This is a genomic window from Streptomyces sp. RGM 3693 (genome assembly GCF_050471125.1).
Taxonomy (GTDB): domain Bacteria; phylum Actinomycetota; class Actinomycetes; order Streptomycetales; family Streptomycetaceae; genus Streptomyces.
The window spans coordinates 45029-57946 of sequence record NZ_JBMPPQ010000001.1; the positions used below are offsets into that span (position 1 = coordinate 45029).

Below are 12918 nucleotides of genomic sequence, written 5' to 3' on the forward strand. Positions count from 1 at the left end.
CCCTGTGCCGTGTGCGGTTCCGGCCGGCCTCAGTAACGCGGCCGGTTGAACCAGGCGTTGCCCTCGTCCTTGGAGACGAAGACCAGCACCAGAATGCCCAGCACCGTGTGGACCAGGCCGAGCGGGAAGCTGGCCAAGCTCACCAGGATGTTGCCGACGCCGAAGACGATGGTGCCGACGCGGACGCCCTTGCCGCCGTTGCCGAACTGCGCGGCGAGCGTGATCGCGGCCCCGGTGAACACGACGATGATCACGATTGCCACGATCAGCAGGCCCTTGCCGACGTTGAACGCCGACATGTCCGCGTAGGGCGAGGACGCGGCGTCGTGCGACGCCTTGCTGACGCCGCCCAGCCCGATCACCGCCAGGATCAGGCCGATGAGGTTCAGGCCGGCGAGGACGAACAGCATCGCCCGGGCCGCCTTGACGCTGCCCGGCATCACCGTCGGGTACGGCGCCTGCATCCCGGGCATCGCACCGCCCGGGTACGCGCCGTACGGGGCTGTGGGTTGCTGAGGGTGCTGTGGTTGCGGGGGTTGCTGGGGATAGCCGTAGCCGGGTTGCTGGCCCGGGGGAGGACCGTAGGGGTTCTGGTTGGGATAGCTCACGAGCGGTGTCCTTCAGGCGACTTGAGGCGGTATCAGCGAGCGCCACGAAGGCCCCCGGTCGCTGCTGCGAGGGGGCCTTCGCTGTGCTGTACAGGGCGTCAGTAGGGCCCGGTGCGTCCTTACTGGCTGCGCACGACCACGGTGCCGACGATCTTGTCAGCGAACGTCTGCGACTTCTCGTCCCACAGCGGCCAGAGGTAGCCGATGAAGCAGAAGTTGTCGAGGAAGTGGCAGATCCTGCGGACCAGCGCCATGCCGAAGCCGAGCGGCTGACCGGTGGTCTCCTTGACCAGGCGGATGCCCACGACCTTCTTGCCCGGGCTCTGGCCCTGGCCCTCCTTGATGAGGACGAAGATGATGCCCGCCAGGCCGATCAGCCACGCGAGCCCCGTGAGCACGATGGCACCGACCGGCGTGCTGGAGGACACCGCGGTGTTGGCCGCGTTCTGGATGCAGGAGTAGTCACCGGGCTGGCAGCTGGAGTAGTCCGGCGTGGCCGAGCTCACCGAGCTGGCCGCCATGATGCCCGCGATGACGTACAGGATGCCCGGCAGCGCGCCCACGATCAGACCGTCGATGAGGGCCGCTCCGACGCGCGCGCCCCAGCTCGCGTACCCCTGCGGCATGCCCGGCATCCCCGGCATGCCGGGCTGGCCGTACGGGGCCGCCGGCTGCTGCGGGTAGCCGCCGTAGCCCGGCTGACCCTGCGGCGGGACCTGACCCTGCTGGGGGTAGCCGTACGGCTGCTGGGGCTGCTGCGGGGCGCCCTGCTGCGGGTAGCCGTAGCCCGGCTGGCCGCCCTGCGGCGGGACCGGCGGCTGCTGGCCGTACGGGCCCTGGGGGGCCTGCGGCGGCTGCTGGCCGTAAGGGTTGTTCGGGTCACCGAAGCTCATGGTGCTGCTTTCCTCCGTTGGTGTCAGTGGGGGACGACGCGGCGTGACTCGGAGGAAAAACAGGTTGTTTCATGGCCCGCCCCCGACGATGCCTGCGGCACTGCGCGTCAATCCTTCTAGGTGAGGATTCCGTCTGTCCAGTCAAGGCGGTAAGCCTTTGTGCAACCGCAATGATCATTTCCGGACAACTGCCGTCCGCGCGCCCTGATTGGAACACGGGAGCCTCCATCCGGGAGGATGGGGGTATGACTGCCCAGATTCTGGATGGCAAGGCCACCGCCGCCGCGATCAAGTCCGAGCTCACCACCCGCGTGGAGGCGCTGAAGGCCAAGGGTGTCACCCCCGGCCTGGGCACCCTGCTGGTCGGCGACGACCCCGGCAGCCGCTGGTACGTCAACGGCAAGCACCGGGACTGCGCCCAGGTGGGCATCGCGTCCCTCCAGCGCGAACTGCCCGAGACCGCCACCCAGGAGGAGATCGAGGCGGTCGTCCGGGAGCTCAACGAGAACCCGGACTGCACCGGCTACATCGTCCAACTCCCGCTCCCCAAGGGCATCGACGCCAACCGCGTCCTGGAACTGATGGATCCGGCCAAGGACGCCGACGGGCTGCACCCGATGAGCCTGGGTCGCCTGGTCCTCGGCATCGACGGGCCGCTGCCCTGCACCCCGTACGGCATCGTCCAGTTGCTGCGCCGGCACGAGGTGGAGATCAAGGGCGCGCACGTGGTGGTCGTCGGCCGCGGCATCACCATCGGCCGCCCGATGCCGCTGGTGCTGACCCGCAAGTCGGAGAACGCCACGGTCACCCAGTGCCACACCGGCACCCGCGACCTGTCCGCACACCTGAAGCAGGCCGACATCATCGTCGCCGCGGCCGGTGTGCCGCACATCATCAAGCCCGAGGACGTCAAGCCCGGCGCGGCCGTCCTGGACGTCGGCGTCAGCCGGGACGAGCACGGCAAGATCGTCGGCGATGTGCACCCCGGCGTCGCCGAGGTCGCCGGCTGGGTCGCCCCCAACCCGGGCGGCGTCGGCCCGATGACCCGCGCCCAGCTGCTGGTCAACGTCGTCGAGGCGGCGGAGCGCGCGGCCGAGGGCTGAGCGGCCGCACGCCGGCCGGCCGGTGCCTGACCGGCCGGGCCGTGCGAGCCTGGAAGGGGGCCGCCGTCCGCGGCCCCGCACACCCGACGAAACTCGACACCGACCTGGACACCGGAAGGGGCTGACCGCCAGACATGGCTGCCGAAGCGCACTCGGAGGGTGCGTCCGAGCCGCAGCGCACCTCGCGCCGCTTTCCGCAGCTGACCCGCGACACCGCCCGCCCCGAAGGCGGCGGCCGGGCCGCTTCGGGCGACTATCCGGCGCCGGCCCGGCAGTGGCCGCTGCTCACCGTGCTGGGCGGGGTCGCCCTCGGGCTGCTGCTGGTCACGTTGGACGCGTTCCGGATCGGCACGATCGTGATCGGGCTGTCCCTGCTGGGCGGCGCGGTGCTGCGGTGGGCGCTGCCGTCGGTGGGGATGCTGGCCGTCCGGTCCCGCTTCACCGACATGATCACGTACGGCGGACTGGGCTTCGTGATCGTGATGCTGGCGATGATGGTGCAGCCCAAGCCGTGGATCCACCTCCCGTTCCTGGACGACATCGTCCACTTCACGCTCCGCTAGGGCCGGTCCGACCCTGCTCCACGGGGCAGGCTCTGGGGGCTGGTCTCGGAAGCGTCCCGCGGCGCTGCGGCACACCTCGTGCCGTAGCGCCGCGCGCATGTGTGACGCGGGTAACTTGGCGACGTCCGGGGGGTGCCCCAACCGCGAGAGGGACGTCCATCTCATGGCCAAGATCAAGGTTGCCAACCCCGTCGTCGAGATCGACGGCGACGAGATGACCCGCATCATCTGGTCGTCCATCAGGGACCGGCTGATCCTCCCGTACCTCGACGTCGAGTTGAAGTACTTCGACCTCGGCATCGAGCACCGGGACGCCACCCATGACCAGGTGACCGTCGACGCGGCGCACGCCATCCAGCGGTACGGCGTCGGAGTGAAGTGCGCCACCATCACCCCCGACGAGGCCCGGGTCGAGGAGTTCAACCTCAAGGCGATGTACCGCTCGCCGAACGGCACCATCCGCAACATCCTCGGCGGCGTGATCTTCCGCGAGCCGATCATCATGGAGAACGTGCCCCGGCTGGTCCCCGGCTGGACCAGGCCCGTCGTCGTCGGCCGCCACGCCTTCGGCGACCAGTACCGCGCCACCGACCTGAAGGTCCCCGGCCCCGGCACCCTCACCCTGACCTTCGCCCCGGCGGACGGCAGCGAGCCGACCGAGTGGGAGGTGCACGAGTTCCCGGGCGCCGGTGTGGCGCTGGCGATGTACAACCACGACGACTCGATCCGCGACTTCGCGCGGGCGTCGTTCCGGTACGGGCTGGACCGCGGCTATCCGGTCTACCTGTCCACGAAGAACACGATCCTGAAGAAGTACGACGGTCGCTTCAAGGACCTCTTCCAGGAGGTCTTCGACGGCGAGTTCCGGACCGCTTTCGAGGACCGCGGGCTGACCTACGAGCACCGGCTGATCGACGACATGGTGGCGGCCGCCCTGAAGTCGCCCGGCGGCTACGTCTGGGCCTGCAAGAACTACGACGGCGACGTCCAGTCCGACATCGTCGCCCAGGGCTTCGGCTCGCTCGGCCTGATGACGTCGGTGCTGATGACGCCCGACGGCCGGACCATCGAGGCCGAGGCGGCGCACGGCACGGTCACCCGCCACTACCGGCAGCACCAGCAGGGCAAGGCCACCTCCACCAACCCCATCGCCTCGGTCTTCGCCTGGACCCGTGGCCTGGCGCACCGCGGCAAGCTCGACGACACCCCCGAGGTGACCCGCTTCGCCCAGACCCTGGAGCGGGTCTGCGTGGAGACCGTCGAGGGCGGCCAGATGACCAAGGACCTGGCCCTGCTCATCGGCCCGGCGCAGCCCTGGCTCACCACCGACCAGTTCCTGGAGGCCCTGGACGCCGGGCTGCAGAAGGCGATGGCGCCCGCCTGAGTCCGGGGCCGCGCGCCCCCCGTGCCTGGCCGGGATTCGCCCTCCGCGGAAAGTCGGCGCGGAAAAGGGGGGATTGCCCTCCCGGATCCCGGGCATGCGCACCACACCCCCCACGGGTGTGGCACAACAGCCGGCCGCCCGCGCACCCCCTCCAAGAGCGGGCGGCCGTCGCCCCTCCCGACCGGACCGCCCCGGCAGTGGCCCGCCCGGCGGCCGCCGAGGTGGTCCGGCCGGGGACGGCGTGACGGCCGGTGAGGTGTCCCACACCAGCCCGTCACGTGGGCCGGGCGGGGGTCCGATAGCCTGACGGCCGGGTCTCTCGATACCAAGAGACCTCGATAGATGGGCAGGGACACCCACCGCCACCCAAGGTGGTCCAGGGGCTTGCCCCCGGAATACCGCGCAGGAGATCGCCATGACCCGCACTCCCGTCAACGTCACCGTCACCGGCGCCGCCGGCCAGATCGGTTACGCCCTCCTCTTCCGCATCGCCTCCGGTCAGCTGCTCGGCGCGGACGTGCCGGTCAAGCTGCGCCTCCTGGAGATCCCGCAGGGCCTCAAGGCCGCCGAGGGCACCGCGATGGAGCTGGACGACTGCGCCTTCCCGCTGCTCCAGGGCATCGACATCACCGACGACCCGAACGTGGCCTTCGACGGTGCCAACGTCGCCCTGCTCGTAGGCGCCCGCCCCCGCACCAAGGGCATGGAGCGCGGCGACCTGCTGGAGGCCAACGGTGGCATCTTCAAGCCGCAGGGCAAGGCCATCAACGACCACGCCGCGGACGACATCAAGGTCCTGGTCGTCGGCAACCCCGCCAACACCAACGCGCTGATCGCCCAGGGTGCCGCCCCGGACGTCCCGCGGGAGCGCTTCACCGCGATGACCCGCCTGGACCACAACCGCGCGATCACCCAGCTCGCGCAGAAGACCGGCACCCCGGTGTCCGAGATCCACCGCCTGACCATCTGGGGCAACCACTCCGCCACCCAGTACCCGGACATCTTCCACGCCACGGTCGCCGGCAAGAACGCCGCCGAGGTCGTGGGCGACGAGAAGTGGCTGGCCGACACCTTCATCCCGACCGTCGCCAAGCGCGGCGCGGCGATCATCGAGGCCCGTGGCGCTTCCTCCGCCGCCTCGGCCGCCAACGCCGCCATCGACCACGTCCACACCTGGGTCAACGGCACCGCCGAGGGCAACTGGACCTCCATGGGCATCCCCTCGGACGGCTCCTACGGCGTCCCGGAGGGCCTGATCTCCTCCTTCCCCGTCACCACCAAGGACGGCACGTACGAGATCGTCCAGGGCCTGGAGATCAACGAGTTCTCCCGCACGCGCATCGACGCCTCCGTCAAGGAGCTGGCGGAGGAGCGCGAGGCGGTCCGTGCGCTCGGCCTGATCTGAGCCTGCGCCGGCGCCAGCCGCACCACCCCACCGAGCCCGTACGGCCCCAACGGCCGTGCGGGCTCGGCCCGTTGCGAGACCGATCGACTCCGCTAACGCGCTGACAGCGCGACCTCCGCTCCTCTATGCTGCGGACCCTTCACACGTCCGGGTGAGAGTGCGTGCTGGCGGAATGGCACCACCGCGCCGGCGCGTTGTGACGGGTACGCGCTGGGATGGACGGCAGGTACGGGGGAGGCCGATGAGCGGTAACGAGGTGCCCGCGCAGCCGGGGGAGCAGGCCGCACGGCCACGGCTGCGCAAGGACTCAGCGGGCCCACCGACGCCCGGACGGCTCCCCCCGACCCCGCCCGGGGCCAGCGACGCCACCCGTCTGCTGTGCGCCGGGACCTATCTCGACGACACCTTCCGCGACGCCGTCATCGACGAGCTGTACGTCCACGAGGAGCGGTTCGCCGCGCCGTCCCTGGGCATCGACGCGGCCCGGGTGCTCGCCCACGCCCTGCGCGCCCGCCGGCTCGAACTCGCCTGGTCGTCGGCGATCCTGCTGGTGTGGCTGGTGGCCGGCCTGCTGTCCCGGGGGCTGGCGTGGGGCTACCTCGCCCCGGTCGTCCTGCTGGGCCTGGCCCGTTTCGTCCGCGGGCTGTCGGCGACCGCCTGGCCGGCCCGGTCCTTCTCCTTCCTCCTGCGCTGGTACGCCCGGATCTCGCTGGCGGTCTTCGTGGCGGGACTGGCGCTGATGGCCTTCTCCTCGACCCTGCCGAAGATCCTGCCGGCGTTGTCGCCGCTCGCCCTGATCGAGTCGCTCCTCGCGGACGCCGGCCTCACCCAGTCGTCCTACGGCAGCGATCTGGGCGAAGCGGGCGGCTCCCTCACCACCCCGGACCTGGGCTTCGCCATGCTGTTCGCGGTCTGGGTGGCGCTGCTGCTGCCGGTGCTGGTGGCCGTGCTGGTCGCGCTCCAGCGGGGCCAGTTCGCCCGCGTACTGGCTCGCGAGCTGTCCCGGGAGCGGTTCCCCGACGTGATGTCCGACCCGGCCGAGCGGGCCGAGGGCATCCGCTTCCAACGGCTGCGCGACCGGGTGCGGATCGAGCAGCACGGGCCGCTGGTGATGTACCGCCCCGGCGATCCGTTCTGCGGCGCGGGGGAGCCGTTCAAGCCCTGGTCGCTGTCGGTGGAGCTGGTCCCGCGGGACGACGGCGCCGCGGTGCCGTTGGACAACGCCGAGATCCTCGCCCGGATCGTCCCGCTGGTCGAGGCGCTGCGGGTGCCGTCCGGCTCACCGGCGACGGCGGACGCGGTCCGCGACCGCCTGCGCGCCCTCGAAATCGACCAGTGCGTCTTCCTGCCCGTCGACGGCCTGCCGACCCGCGCCGCCGCGCCGTACGACCCCGCCGCCTTCGAGGCGCACCGCGCCGCCGCCCTGGAGGAGGGCGGGGAGACCCGCCGGCACTTCCTGCGGATCCGGGTCGGCGGATGGCGCGAAGGCGTGGTCACCACCGTCTTCGTCCGGGTCCACACCCAGGGCGGCATGCTGATGATGGAGGTGGCCCCGCACGTGCTGTGGCCGCTGCGCCCGCTCTTCCAGGACGCCGACCGGATCGCCTACCAGTACCGCCACCACCACCACTTCGGCAAGGCGGTCTGGGCGCTGACCCACAGCCCCCGCTCCGCCGGCGAGGCACTGCTCACCCTGCTGCGCGGGCTGGGCGGCGGGTGGCGCCTGGCCACCGAGGGGCACGGCGCCGCCCTCCCGGAGGGCCCCGCCACGTCCGTCCGGCAGCTGGGCTCGGACGATGAGGCGTCGCTCTTCCAGTACATGGACGTGGCCCGCTATCTGAAGACCGTTCAGCAGCGGGTGGCGGCCGGGGTGAAGAGCGCCCTGCACGACGCGGGGTACCAGACCGCCGAGTTCGAGCAGCGGATCGTGCACGTCGCCGACGGCGGGGTCTACGTCGAGTCCGCCCAGGGCGCCATCGGCATCGGCGACCACAACACGATCACCAACAACGGCGATTCCACTTCCCCGAGCGACTCCGCATCCCCGAAGGGCAGGTCCTGACGTGGCCTCAGCTGACGCATCCGGCAACGGCATCCACATCGGCAGCGTCCAGGGCGCCTTCGCCATCGGCGACCACAACACCGTCACCAACAACGCCGCCGGCCAGGGCGGGCCCGCCGTCGACCCGGCCCACGAGGAGCTCCTCCAGGCCGTCCGCACCCTGCGCGAGGACCTCCGCCGGGCCGTGGAGAGCCCCGAGGTCCGGGCGCTGGCCACCGAACTCACCGACACCGAGGAGGAGATCACCGGCACCGGCGCCGCCGCCCCCGGCCGGCTGGCCCGGCTGCGCGGTGCGCTCTCCGACGCCGGTTCCGTGGTGGGGCTGCTGGCGTCCGGTGCGGCGGTGGTCCAGGCGGTCGCCGCCCTCCTGGGGGGCTGACCGGCCGTGCCCCAAGGCCCCGAACCGCGCTGGAACCCGGACACCCAGTCCTGGGAGACCGGCCCCCCGCGTCCCACCTGCCCGTACACCGGCCCGATGCCGCCCCGCCCGGCCGCGCCCCCGCCGTCGGACGCCCCCGGCCCGGCCCCGGCCGGTCCCGCGGTGCCCGAGTACGCTCCCGGGCCGCCGTACCCCCCGGGAGCCGACACCGCGGGGGCGCCGGTGCCCGCCGCGGACACCGGCCGTCGGACCCGGATCCTGATTGCCGCCGCGGTGACCGCCGTCGTCGCGGCCGGCGCCGGCGGGGCCTACCTCCTGTGGGGCCGCGGCCCGGACACCCCGTCCGCCGCCCGCCCGACGGCCTCGGTGAGCACCGCCCCGACCACCGCGCCGACCGGCACCGGCCCGTCCTCCGCGACGCCCACCACGGAAGCCTCCGCCACGACCGTCCCCAGCGGCTACCACCTCGTGCACGACGAGAAGGGCTTCACCCTCGCCGTCCCCGACGGCTGGCAGCGCGAACTCCGCTCCACCGGGGTCTTCTACACCTCGCCGGACACCCGCAGCCTGCTCCAGATCTTCCAGATCACCGAGCCCGACCTCGCCCCGCAGCAGGCCCTGGAGCAGGCGTCCAAGGGACTGGCCGGCAACCCCGGTTACAAGGAACTCGGCATCGCGCCGCGCCAGGGCCCGCCCGGCCCGAGCGGCGCCCAACTCACCTACGCCTACGACAGCGACCGGCTGGGCATCCGCGTCCAGGCCGTCGACTGCGCGTTCACCGTCCCCGACGGCCGGCAGTTCGCGGTCCTCGTGCTGGGTCCGGAATCCGACTGGCCCCGGCAGGAGGCGATCCAGCGGGTCGCCCTGGCGGCGTTCGACCCCAGGGCCTGAGGTGCGGCCCGGTCGCGCCGGGCCGCACCGCCGCCGCTATCCGGGCAGCTCGGTGCGCTCCCACCACTCGTACACCGGCAGCCGGCCGCCGGCGGTGTCCCACTCCCGTGGGGTCGGCCGGAAGTGCTCGTAGCCGCCGCGGTACGGGACCTTCAGGTCGCCCCCTCCGGGATCCACCTCGACGATCCGCTCGGTGATCCCCTCGGGACCGCCCTGGAGAACTGCCTTGGGTGCCTTGCTCGCCATGGCGGCAGTGTCTCGCGCACGGTACGGCGGCCCGGGACGGCTCGCCGGGGACCGGCGTTCAGTCCCGGGGGAAATCCTCCGTCGAGAGGGTCATGCCGAGGACGGTGTCGGTGAGGTCGATCGGTTCGCCGTAGGCGAGGGTGAGGTCACGCTTGTACGCGCCGTCCTGGGGGTGGGTGAAGACGCGGCAGCGGCCGAGGTAGGGGTCGGCGATGAGGTAGACGGGGATTTCGGCGATTGCGTAGGCCGTCTCTTTGGGGCCGTAGTCATTCATGGCGGTCCCCCGGGAGATGACCTCTGCCACGAACTCGACGTCCTGATAGCGCCAGCAGCCGTTCGTCTTCTTGGCGTCGTCAGAGAGCTTGGCGATATCTGGGCAGAAGCCGTTGCTTTTGCCCGGGAAGTCGATCCTCACGTCCGACACCACCTCGGCGTCGCGACCGAAGTGGTCTTCGAGCGCCCACAGAAGCCTGCGAATGGTCTGCCAGTGGACGTCGCGCTGCGGCGTCATGAATACGGTCCCCTCGACGATCTCGACCTTGTATCCCTCGGGGACGGGCATCTGCTCCAGGCGTTCGAACCACTGGTCCAACGTCAGTTCACCGGGCTCGGCCATCTCGATCCTGTCGGTCCGTTCAAGGCTGATGGTCATCGTGCCGCTCCTCCCTGCTCCGCCTCGGGATGCGGGGAGCCGCACGGTTCAACGATACGTATGTACGAGCGTCACGTGGGTGCGGATGCTCGGGTCGTCTGGTCAGGCGGCCTGGAGGCCGCTTTCCAGGACGGAGATGTCGGAGGTCTGGCCGGGGGGTGGGGTGTGCGTGACGACCGGGTGGTCGTAGTCGCTGAGCAGGACGGTGCTGGTCTCGTCGTCGACCTTGGTGGTGAGCTTCAGCGGGTAGTGCTTGCCCTTGATGGCGACGTAGACGGTCTGGGTGGCGTCCCGGGCCTTCTTGATGATCGGCAGGACCCGGGTGCCCTCGTGGGTGGTGGGGTGGCCCTTGGTGAGGGTGACGGAGGGGGACGACGGTTCCTGGGGGGCGGGGGACGGCGGCGCCACCGACTTCTGGAAGGCGGTGAGGTCGCAGGCGGTGGCGAGGCTCTGGAGGAAGGTGTCGTCGGTGGTGCCGTGGAGGTAGCGGTCCTGGTAGTTCCGGGCCGCGGTGCTGCCCTCGTCGCCGGGTAGCTGGCTCTTCCAGTAGGCGGCGTCGGGCTTCAACCAGACGTCCTTGCCGCGTTTGATCAGGTCGACCCGGCCTTGCTCGCCCTTGCTGATGTTGCCGGTGCAGTTCCCTGCCCGGTCGAGGGTGAGGTCGAGCTTGGTGGCGTCGGTGGAGGTCTCGGTGCGCAGCCGCAGCGATTTCGCGCCGAGGAGGGCGTGCAGGGCGTCGTCGGAGATCTGCTGGGCCGACTTGCCGGCGAGGTCGCCCTCGTCGCCCGGGTCGTCGGCCGGGGCGACGGCGGCGCAGGTGGCGGCCAGGACCACACCTGCCGCACCGCAGGTCAGCGCGGTGAGGGAGCGGCGTCTGCGGAGCATCTCGGCACCTCCGGTCGGGAGGGGCTCCCCGGGGACCGCGGCGGGCCCTCCGGAAGGCTCCCGGTGGGCATACGGCTATTCAGCGTACTTTCCGGTCTATTCGGGCGCATGTGGAGCTGTCGGGCACCTTTGGGTGACTCGGGTCACTTTCGATGAATGTTTGGGCATAGGACCGCGGCTTTGGGTTAGGGGTCCCCGTTGCTGGCTGGCCAATGGTCGAACCCATGAGGAATATCGGCCCGGCCCGGCCCGCCACGGAAGACACCGGTAAGCGGAAGGCAGAAGGACGTCGTGTCGGCAACCGAGACAAGCGAGACCATTCACGTAGCCGGGGTGTGGCGGGCGGCTGCATCCGGGGCCACGCGCGAGGTCCTGGACCCCGCCGACGCCACGACCCTCCAGGTGGTCGCCGAGGGCGGTGCCGAGGACGCCGACGCGGCGGTCGCGGCGGCCAAGGGGGCCTTCGACGGCGGCGCCGGGGTGTGGCCCCGTACGCCGGCGGTCGAGCGGGCGGCGCTGCTGCGCCGGGTCGCCGACCTGCTCCAGCGTGACCGCGAGCAGATCGCGCTGATCGAGAGCCGGGACACCGGCAAGACCCTGGAGGAGGGCCGGGTCGACGTCGACGACGTCACCAACGCCTTCCGGTACTTCGCCGACCTCGTGGTGAACGAGACCGGCGGCCGGGTGGTGGATGCCGGCTCCGCGGACGTGCACAGCGTCGTGGTGCACGAGCCGGTCGGCGTGTGCGCGCTGATCACCCCGTGGAACTACCCGCTGCTCCAGGCGAGTTGGAAGGTCGCCCCGGCGCTGGCGACCGGCAACACCTTCGTGATCAAGCCGAGTGAGGTCACCCCGCTCTCGACGGTGTACCTGATCCGGCTGCTGGTCGAGGCGGGTCTGCCGGAGGGGGTCGCCAACATCGTCACGGGCGCCGGGCTGCCCGTCGGCCAGCGGCTGGCCGAGCACCCGGACGTGGACCTCTTCTCGTTCACCGGTGGGCTGGCCAGCGGTACGAAGGCGGGCGCGGCCGCGGTCTCCGGCGCCAAGAAGATCGCCCTGGAACTGGGCGGCAAGAACCCCAACGTGGTCTTCGCCGACGCCTGCGCGACCGACGAGGGCTTCGACACCGCCGTCGACCAGGCGCTGAACGCGGCGTTCATCCACAGCGGGCAGGTCTGCTCGGCCGGCGCACGGCTGATCATCGAGGAGTCGGTGCGGGACCGCTTCGTCGCCGAACTCGCCCGCCGCGCCGAGAAGATCAAGCTGGGCCGGGGGACCGAGCAGGGCGTGGAGTGCGGCCCGCTGGTCTCCCAGCAGCAGCTGGACAAGGTCGAGGCGTACGTCGCCTCCGCGCTGGCCGAGGGTGCCGACCTGCGCTGCGGCGGTGCCCGCCCCGAGCCCAATGACGTCCGGCCGGCCGGCGGCTACTTCTACCTGCCGACCGTGCTGGACGGCTGCCACCGCGGGATGAAGGTCGTCCGGGAGGAGACCTTCGGGCCGATCCTCACCGTCGAGACCTTCGCCACCGAGGACGAGGCCGTCGCGCTCGCCAACGACACCGAGTACGGGCTGGCCGGGGCGGTCTTCTCCGCGGACACCGCGCGCGCCCGCCGGGTCGCCGCCCGGCTGCGGCACGGCACCGTGTGGATCAACGACTACCACCCCTACCTGCCGCAGGCGGAATGGGGCGGCTTCGGGAAGTCCGGCATCGGGCGCGAGCTCGGCCCGTCCGGACTCGACGAGTACCGGGAGAGCAAGCACATCTACGAGAACCTGCGGCCCCAGCCCGTCCGCTGGTTCGCCGGCTGACCGGTCCGTCCCCGGCCCGGGCGGCCACCGCCCGGGCC

The 12918-nt window shown here is 71.6% G+C and carries 13 protein-coding genes; 8 read left to right on the forward strand and 5 right to left on the reverse strand.

The features are described from left to right. Positions 1-29 precede the first annotated feature (29 nt). Positions 30-608, reverse strand: a complete 579-nt coding sequence (locus ACO0M4_RS00160; RefSeq protein WP_430367456.1) for a hypothetical protein — start codon at positions 606-608, stop codon at positions 30-32. 119 nt (positions 609-727) lie between these two features. Further along, complete coding sequence (locus ACO0M4_RS00165; protein ID WP_430367457.1) at positions 728-1501, reverse strand: RDD family protein; 774 nt, start codon at positions 1499-1501, stop codon at positions 728-730. Positions 1502-1746: 245 nt separating this feature from the next. On the opposite strand from ACO0M4_RS00165, the gene ACO0M4_RS00170 reads away from it, so the two are divergent. The 7 genes from ACO0M4_RS00170 (at position 1747) to ACO0M4_RS00200 (ending at position 9288) form a co-directional block, all read left to right on the forward strand. Further along, positions 1747-2604, forward strand: coding sequence for a bifunctional methylenetetrahydrofolate dehydrogenase/methenyltetrahydrofolate cyclohydrolase (locus tag ACO0M4_RS00170; RefSeq protein ID WP_430367458.1), 858 nt, complete (start codon positions 1747-1749; stop codon positions 2602-2604). 134 nt (positions 2605-2738) lie between these two features. Further along, positions 2739-3167, forward strand: a complete 429-nt coding sequence (locus tag ACO0M4_RS00175; protein ID WP_430367459.1) for a DUF3017 domain-containing protein — start codon at positions 2739-2741, stop codon at positions 3165-3167. Between the two features lie 163 nt (positions 3168-3330). Then, positions 3331-4551 carry an NADP-dependent isocitrate dehydrogenase gene (locus tag ACO0M4_RS00180; RefSeq protein WP_430367460.1) on the forward strand — a complete coding sequence of 407 codons (1221 nt, stop codon included), beginning with the start codon at positions 3331-3333 and terminating at the stop codon, positions 4549-4551. Between the two features lie 415 nt (positions 4552-4966). Continuing rightward, positions 4967-5956 carry a malate dehydrogenase gene (locus tag ACO0M4_RS00185; protein ID WP_430367461.1) on the forward strand — a complete coding sequence of 330 codons (990 nt, stop codon included), beginning with the start codon at positions 4967-4969 and terminating at the stop codon, positions 5954-5956. A gap of 241 nt (positions 5957-6197) precedes the next feature. Then, entirely contained in the window at positions 6198-8018 is a 1821-nt protein-coding gene (locus tag ACO0M4_RS00190) for a hypothetical protein (protein WP_430367462.1), read from the forward strand. Between the two features lies 1 nt (position 8019). Continuing rightward, a complete protein-coding gene (locus ACO0M4_RS00195) occupies positions 8020-8397 on the forward strand; it encodes a hypothetical protein (RefSeq protein WP_430367463.1) in 378 nt (125 codons plus the stop codon). 6 nt (positions 8398-8403) lie between these two features. Then, positions 8404-9288, forward strand: a complete 885-nt coding sequence (locus ACO0M4_RS00200; protein ID WP_430367464.1) for a hypothetical protein — start codon at positions 8404-8406, stop codon at positions 9286-9288. Positions 9289-9324: 36 nt separating this feature from the next. On the opposite strand, the gene ACO0M4_RS00205 is transcribed toward ACO0M4_RS00200, so the two are convergent. The 3 genes from ACO0M4_RS00205 to ACO0M4_RS00215 all read right to left on the reverse strand — a co-directional run bounded on the left by ACO0M4_RS00205 (position 9325) and on the right by ACO0M4_RS00215 (position 11071). After that, positions 9325-9534 carry a DUF5988 family protein gene (locus tag ACO0M4_RS00205; RefSeq protein WP_390025425.1) on the reverse strand — a complete coding sequence of 70 codons (210 nt, stop codon included), beginning with the start codon at positions 9532-9534 and terminating at the stop codon, positions 9325-9327. Between the two features lie 58 nt (positions 9535-9592). Then, complete coding sequence (locus ACO0M4_RS00210) at positions 9593-10186, reverse strand: Uma2 family endonuclease (RefSeq protein ID WP_430367465.1); 594 nt, start codon at positions 10184-10186, stop codon at positions 9593-9595. A 102-nt stretch (positions 10187-10288) separates the two neighbouring features. Beyond that, positions 10289-11071, reverse strand: a complete 783-nt coding sequence (locus tag ACO0M4_RS00215; protein WP_430367466.1) for a hypothetical protein — start codon at positions 11069-11071, stop codon at positions 10289-10291. 333 nt (positions 11072-11404) lie between these two features. Between ACO0M4_RS00215 and ACO0M4_RS00220 the strand changes: the two genes are divergently transcribed. Continuing rightward, complete coding sequence (locus ACO0M4_RS00220) at positions 11405-12880, forward strand: aldehyde dehydrogenase family protein (RefSeq protein WP_430371162.1); 1476 nt, start codon at positions 11405-11407, stop codon at positions 12878-12880. The last annotated feature ends 38 nt before the right edge of the window (positions 12881-12918 follow it).

Coding starts and splice junctions, on each gene's coding strand:
- ACO0M4_RS00215 (WP_430367466.1), bottom strand. CDS start 11,071: ATGCTCCGCAGACGCCGCTCCCTCACCGCGCTGACCTGCGGTGCGGCA.
- ACO0M4_RS00205 (WP_390025425.1), bottom strand. CDS start 9,534: ATGGCGAGCAAGGCACCCAAGGCAGTTCTCCAGGGCGGTCCCGAGGGG.
- ACO0M4_RS00180 (WP_430367460.1), top strand. CDS start 3,331: ATGGCCAAGATCAAGGTTGCCAACCCCGTCGTCGAGATCGACGGCGAC.
- ACO0M4_RS00190 (WP_430367462.1), top strand. CDS start 6,198: ATGAGCGGTAACGAGGTGCCCGCGCAGCCGGGGGAGCAGGCCGCACGG.
- ACO0M4_RS00165 (WP_430367457.1), bottom strand. CDS start 1,501: ATGAGCTTCGGTGACCCGAACAACCCTTACGGCCAGCAGCCGCCGCAG.
- ACO0M4_RS00175 (WP_430367459.1), top strand. CDS start 2,739: ATGGCTGCCGAAGCGCACTCGGAGGGTGCGTCCGAGCCGCAGCGCACC.
- ACO0M4_RS00170 (WP_430367458.1), top strand. CDS start 1,747: ATGACTGCCCAGATTCTGGATGGCAAGGCCACCGCCGCCGCGATCAAG.
- ACO0M4_RS00185 (WP_430367461.1), top strand. CDS start 4,967: ATGACCCGCACTCCCGTCAACGTCACCGTCACCGGCGCCGCCGGCCAG.
- ACO0M4_RS00210 (WP_430367465.1), bottom strand. CDS start 10,186: ATGACCATCAGCCTTGAACGGACCGACAGGATCGAGATGGCCGAGCCC.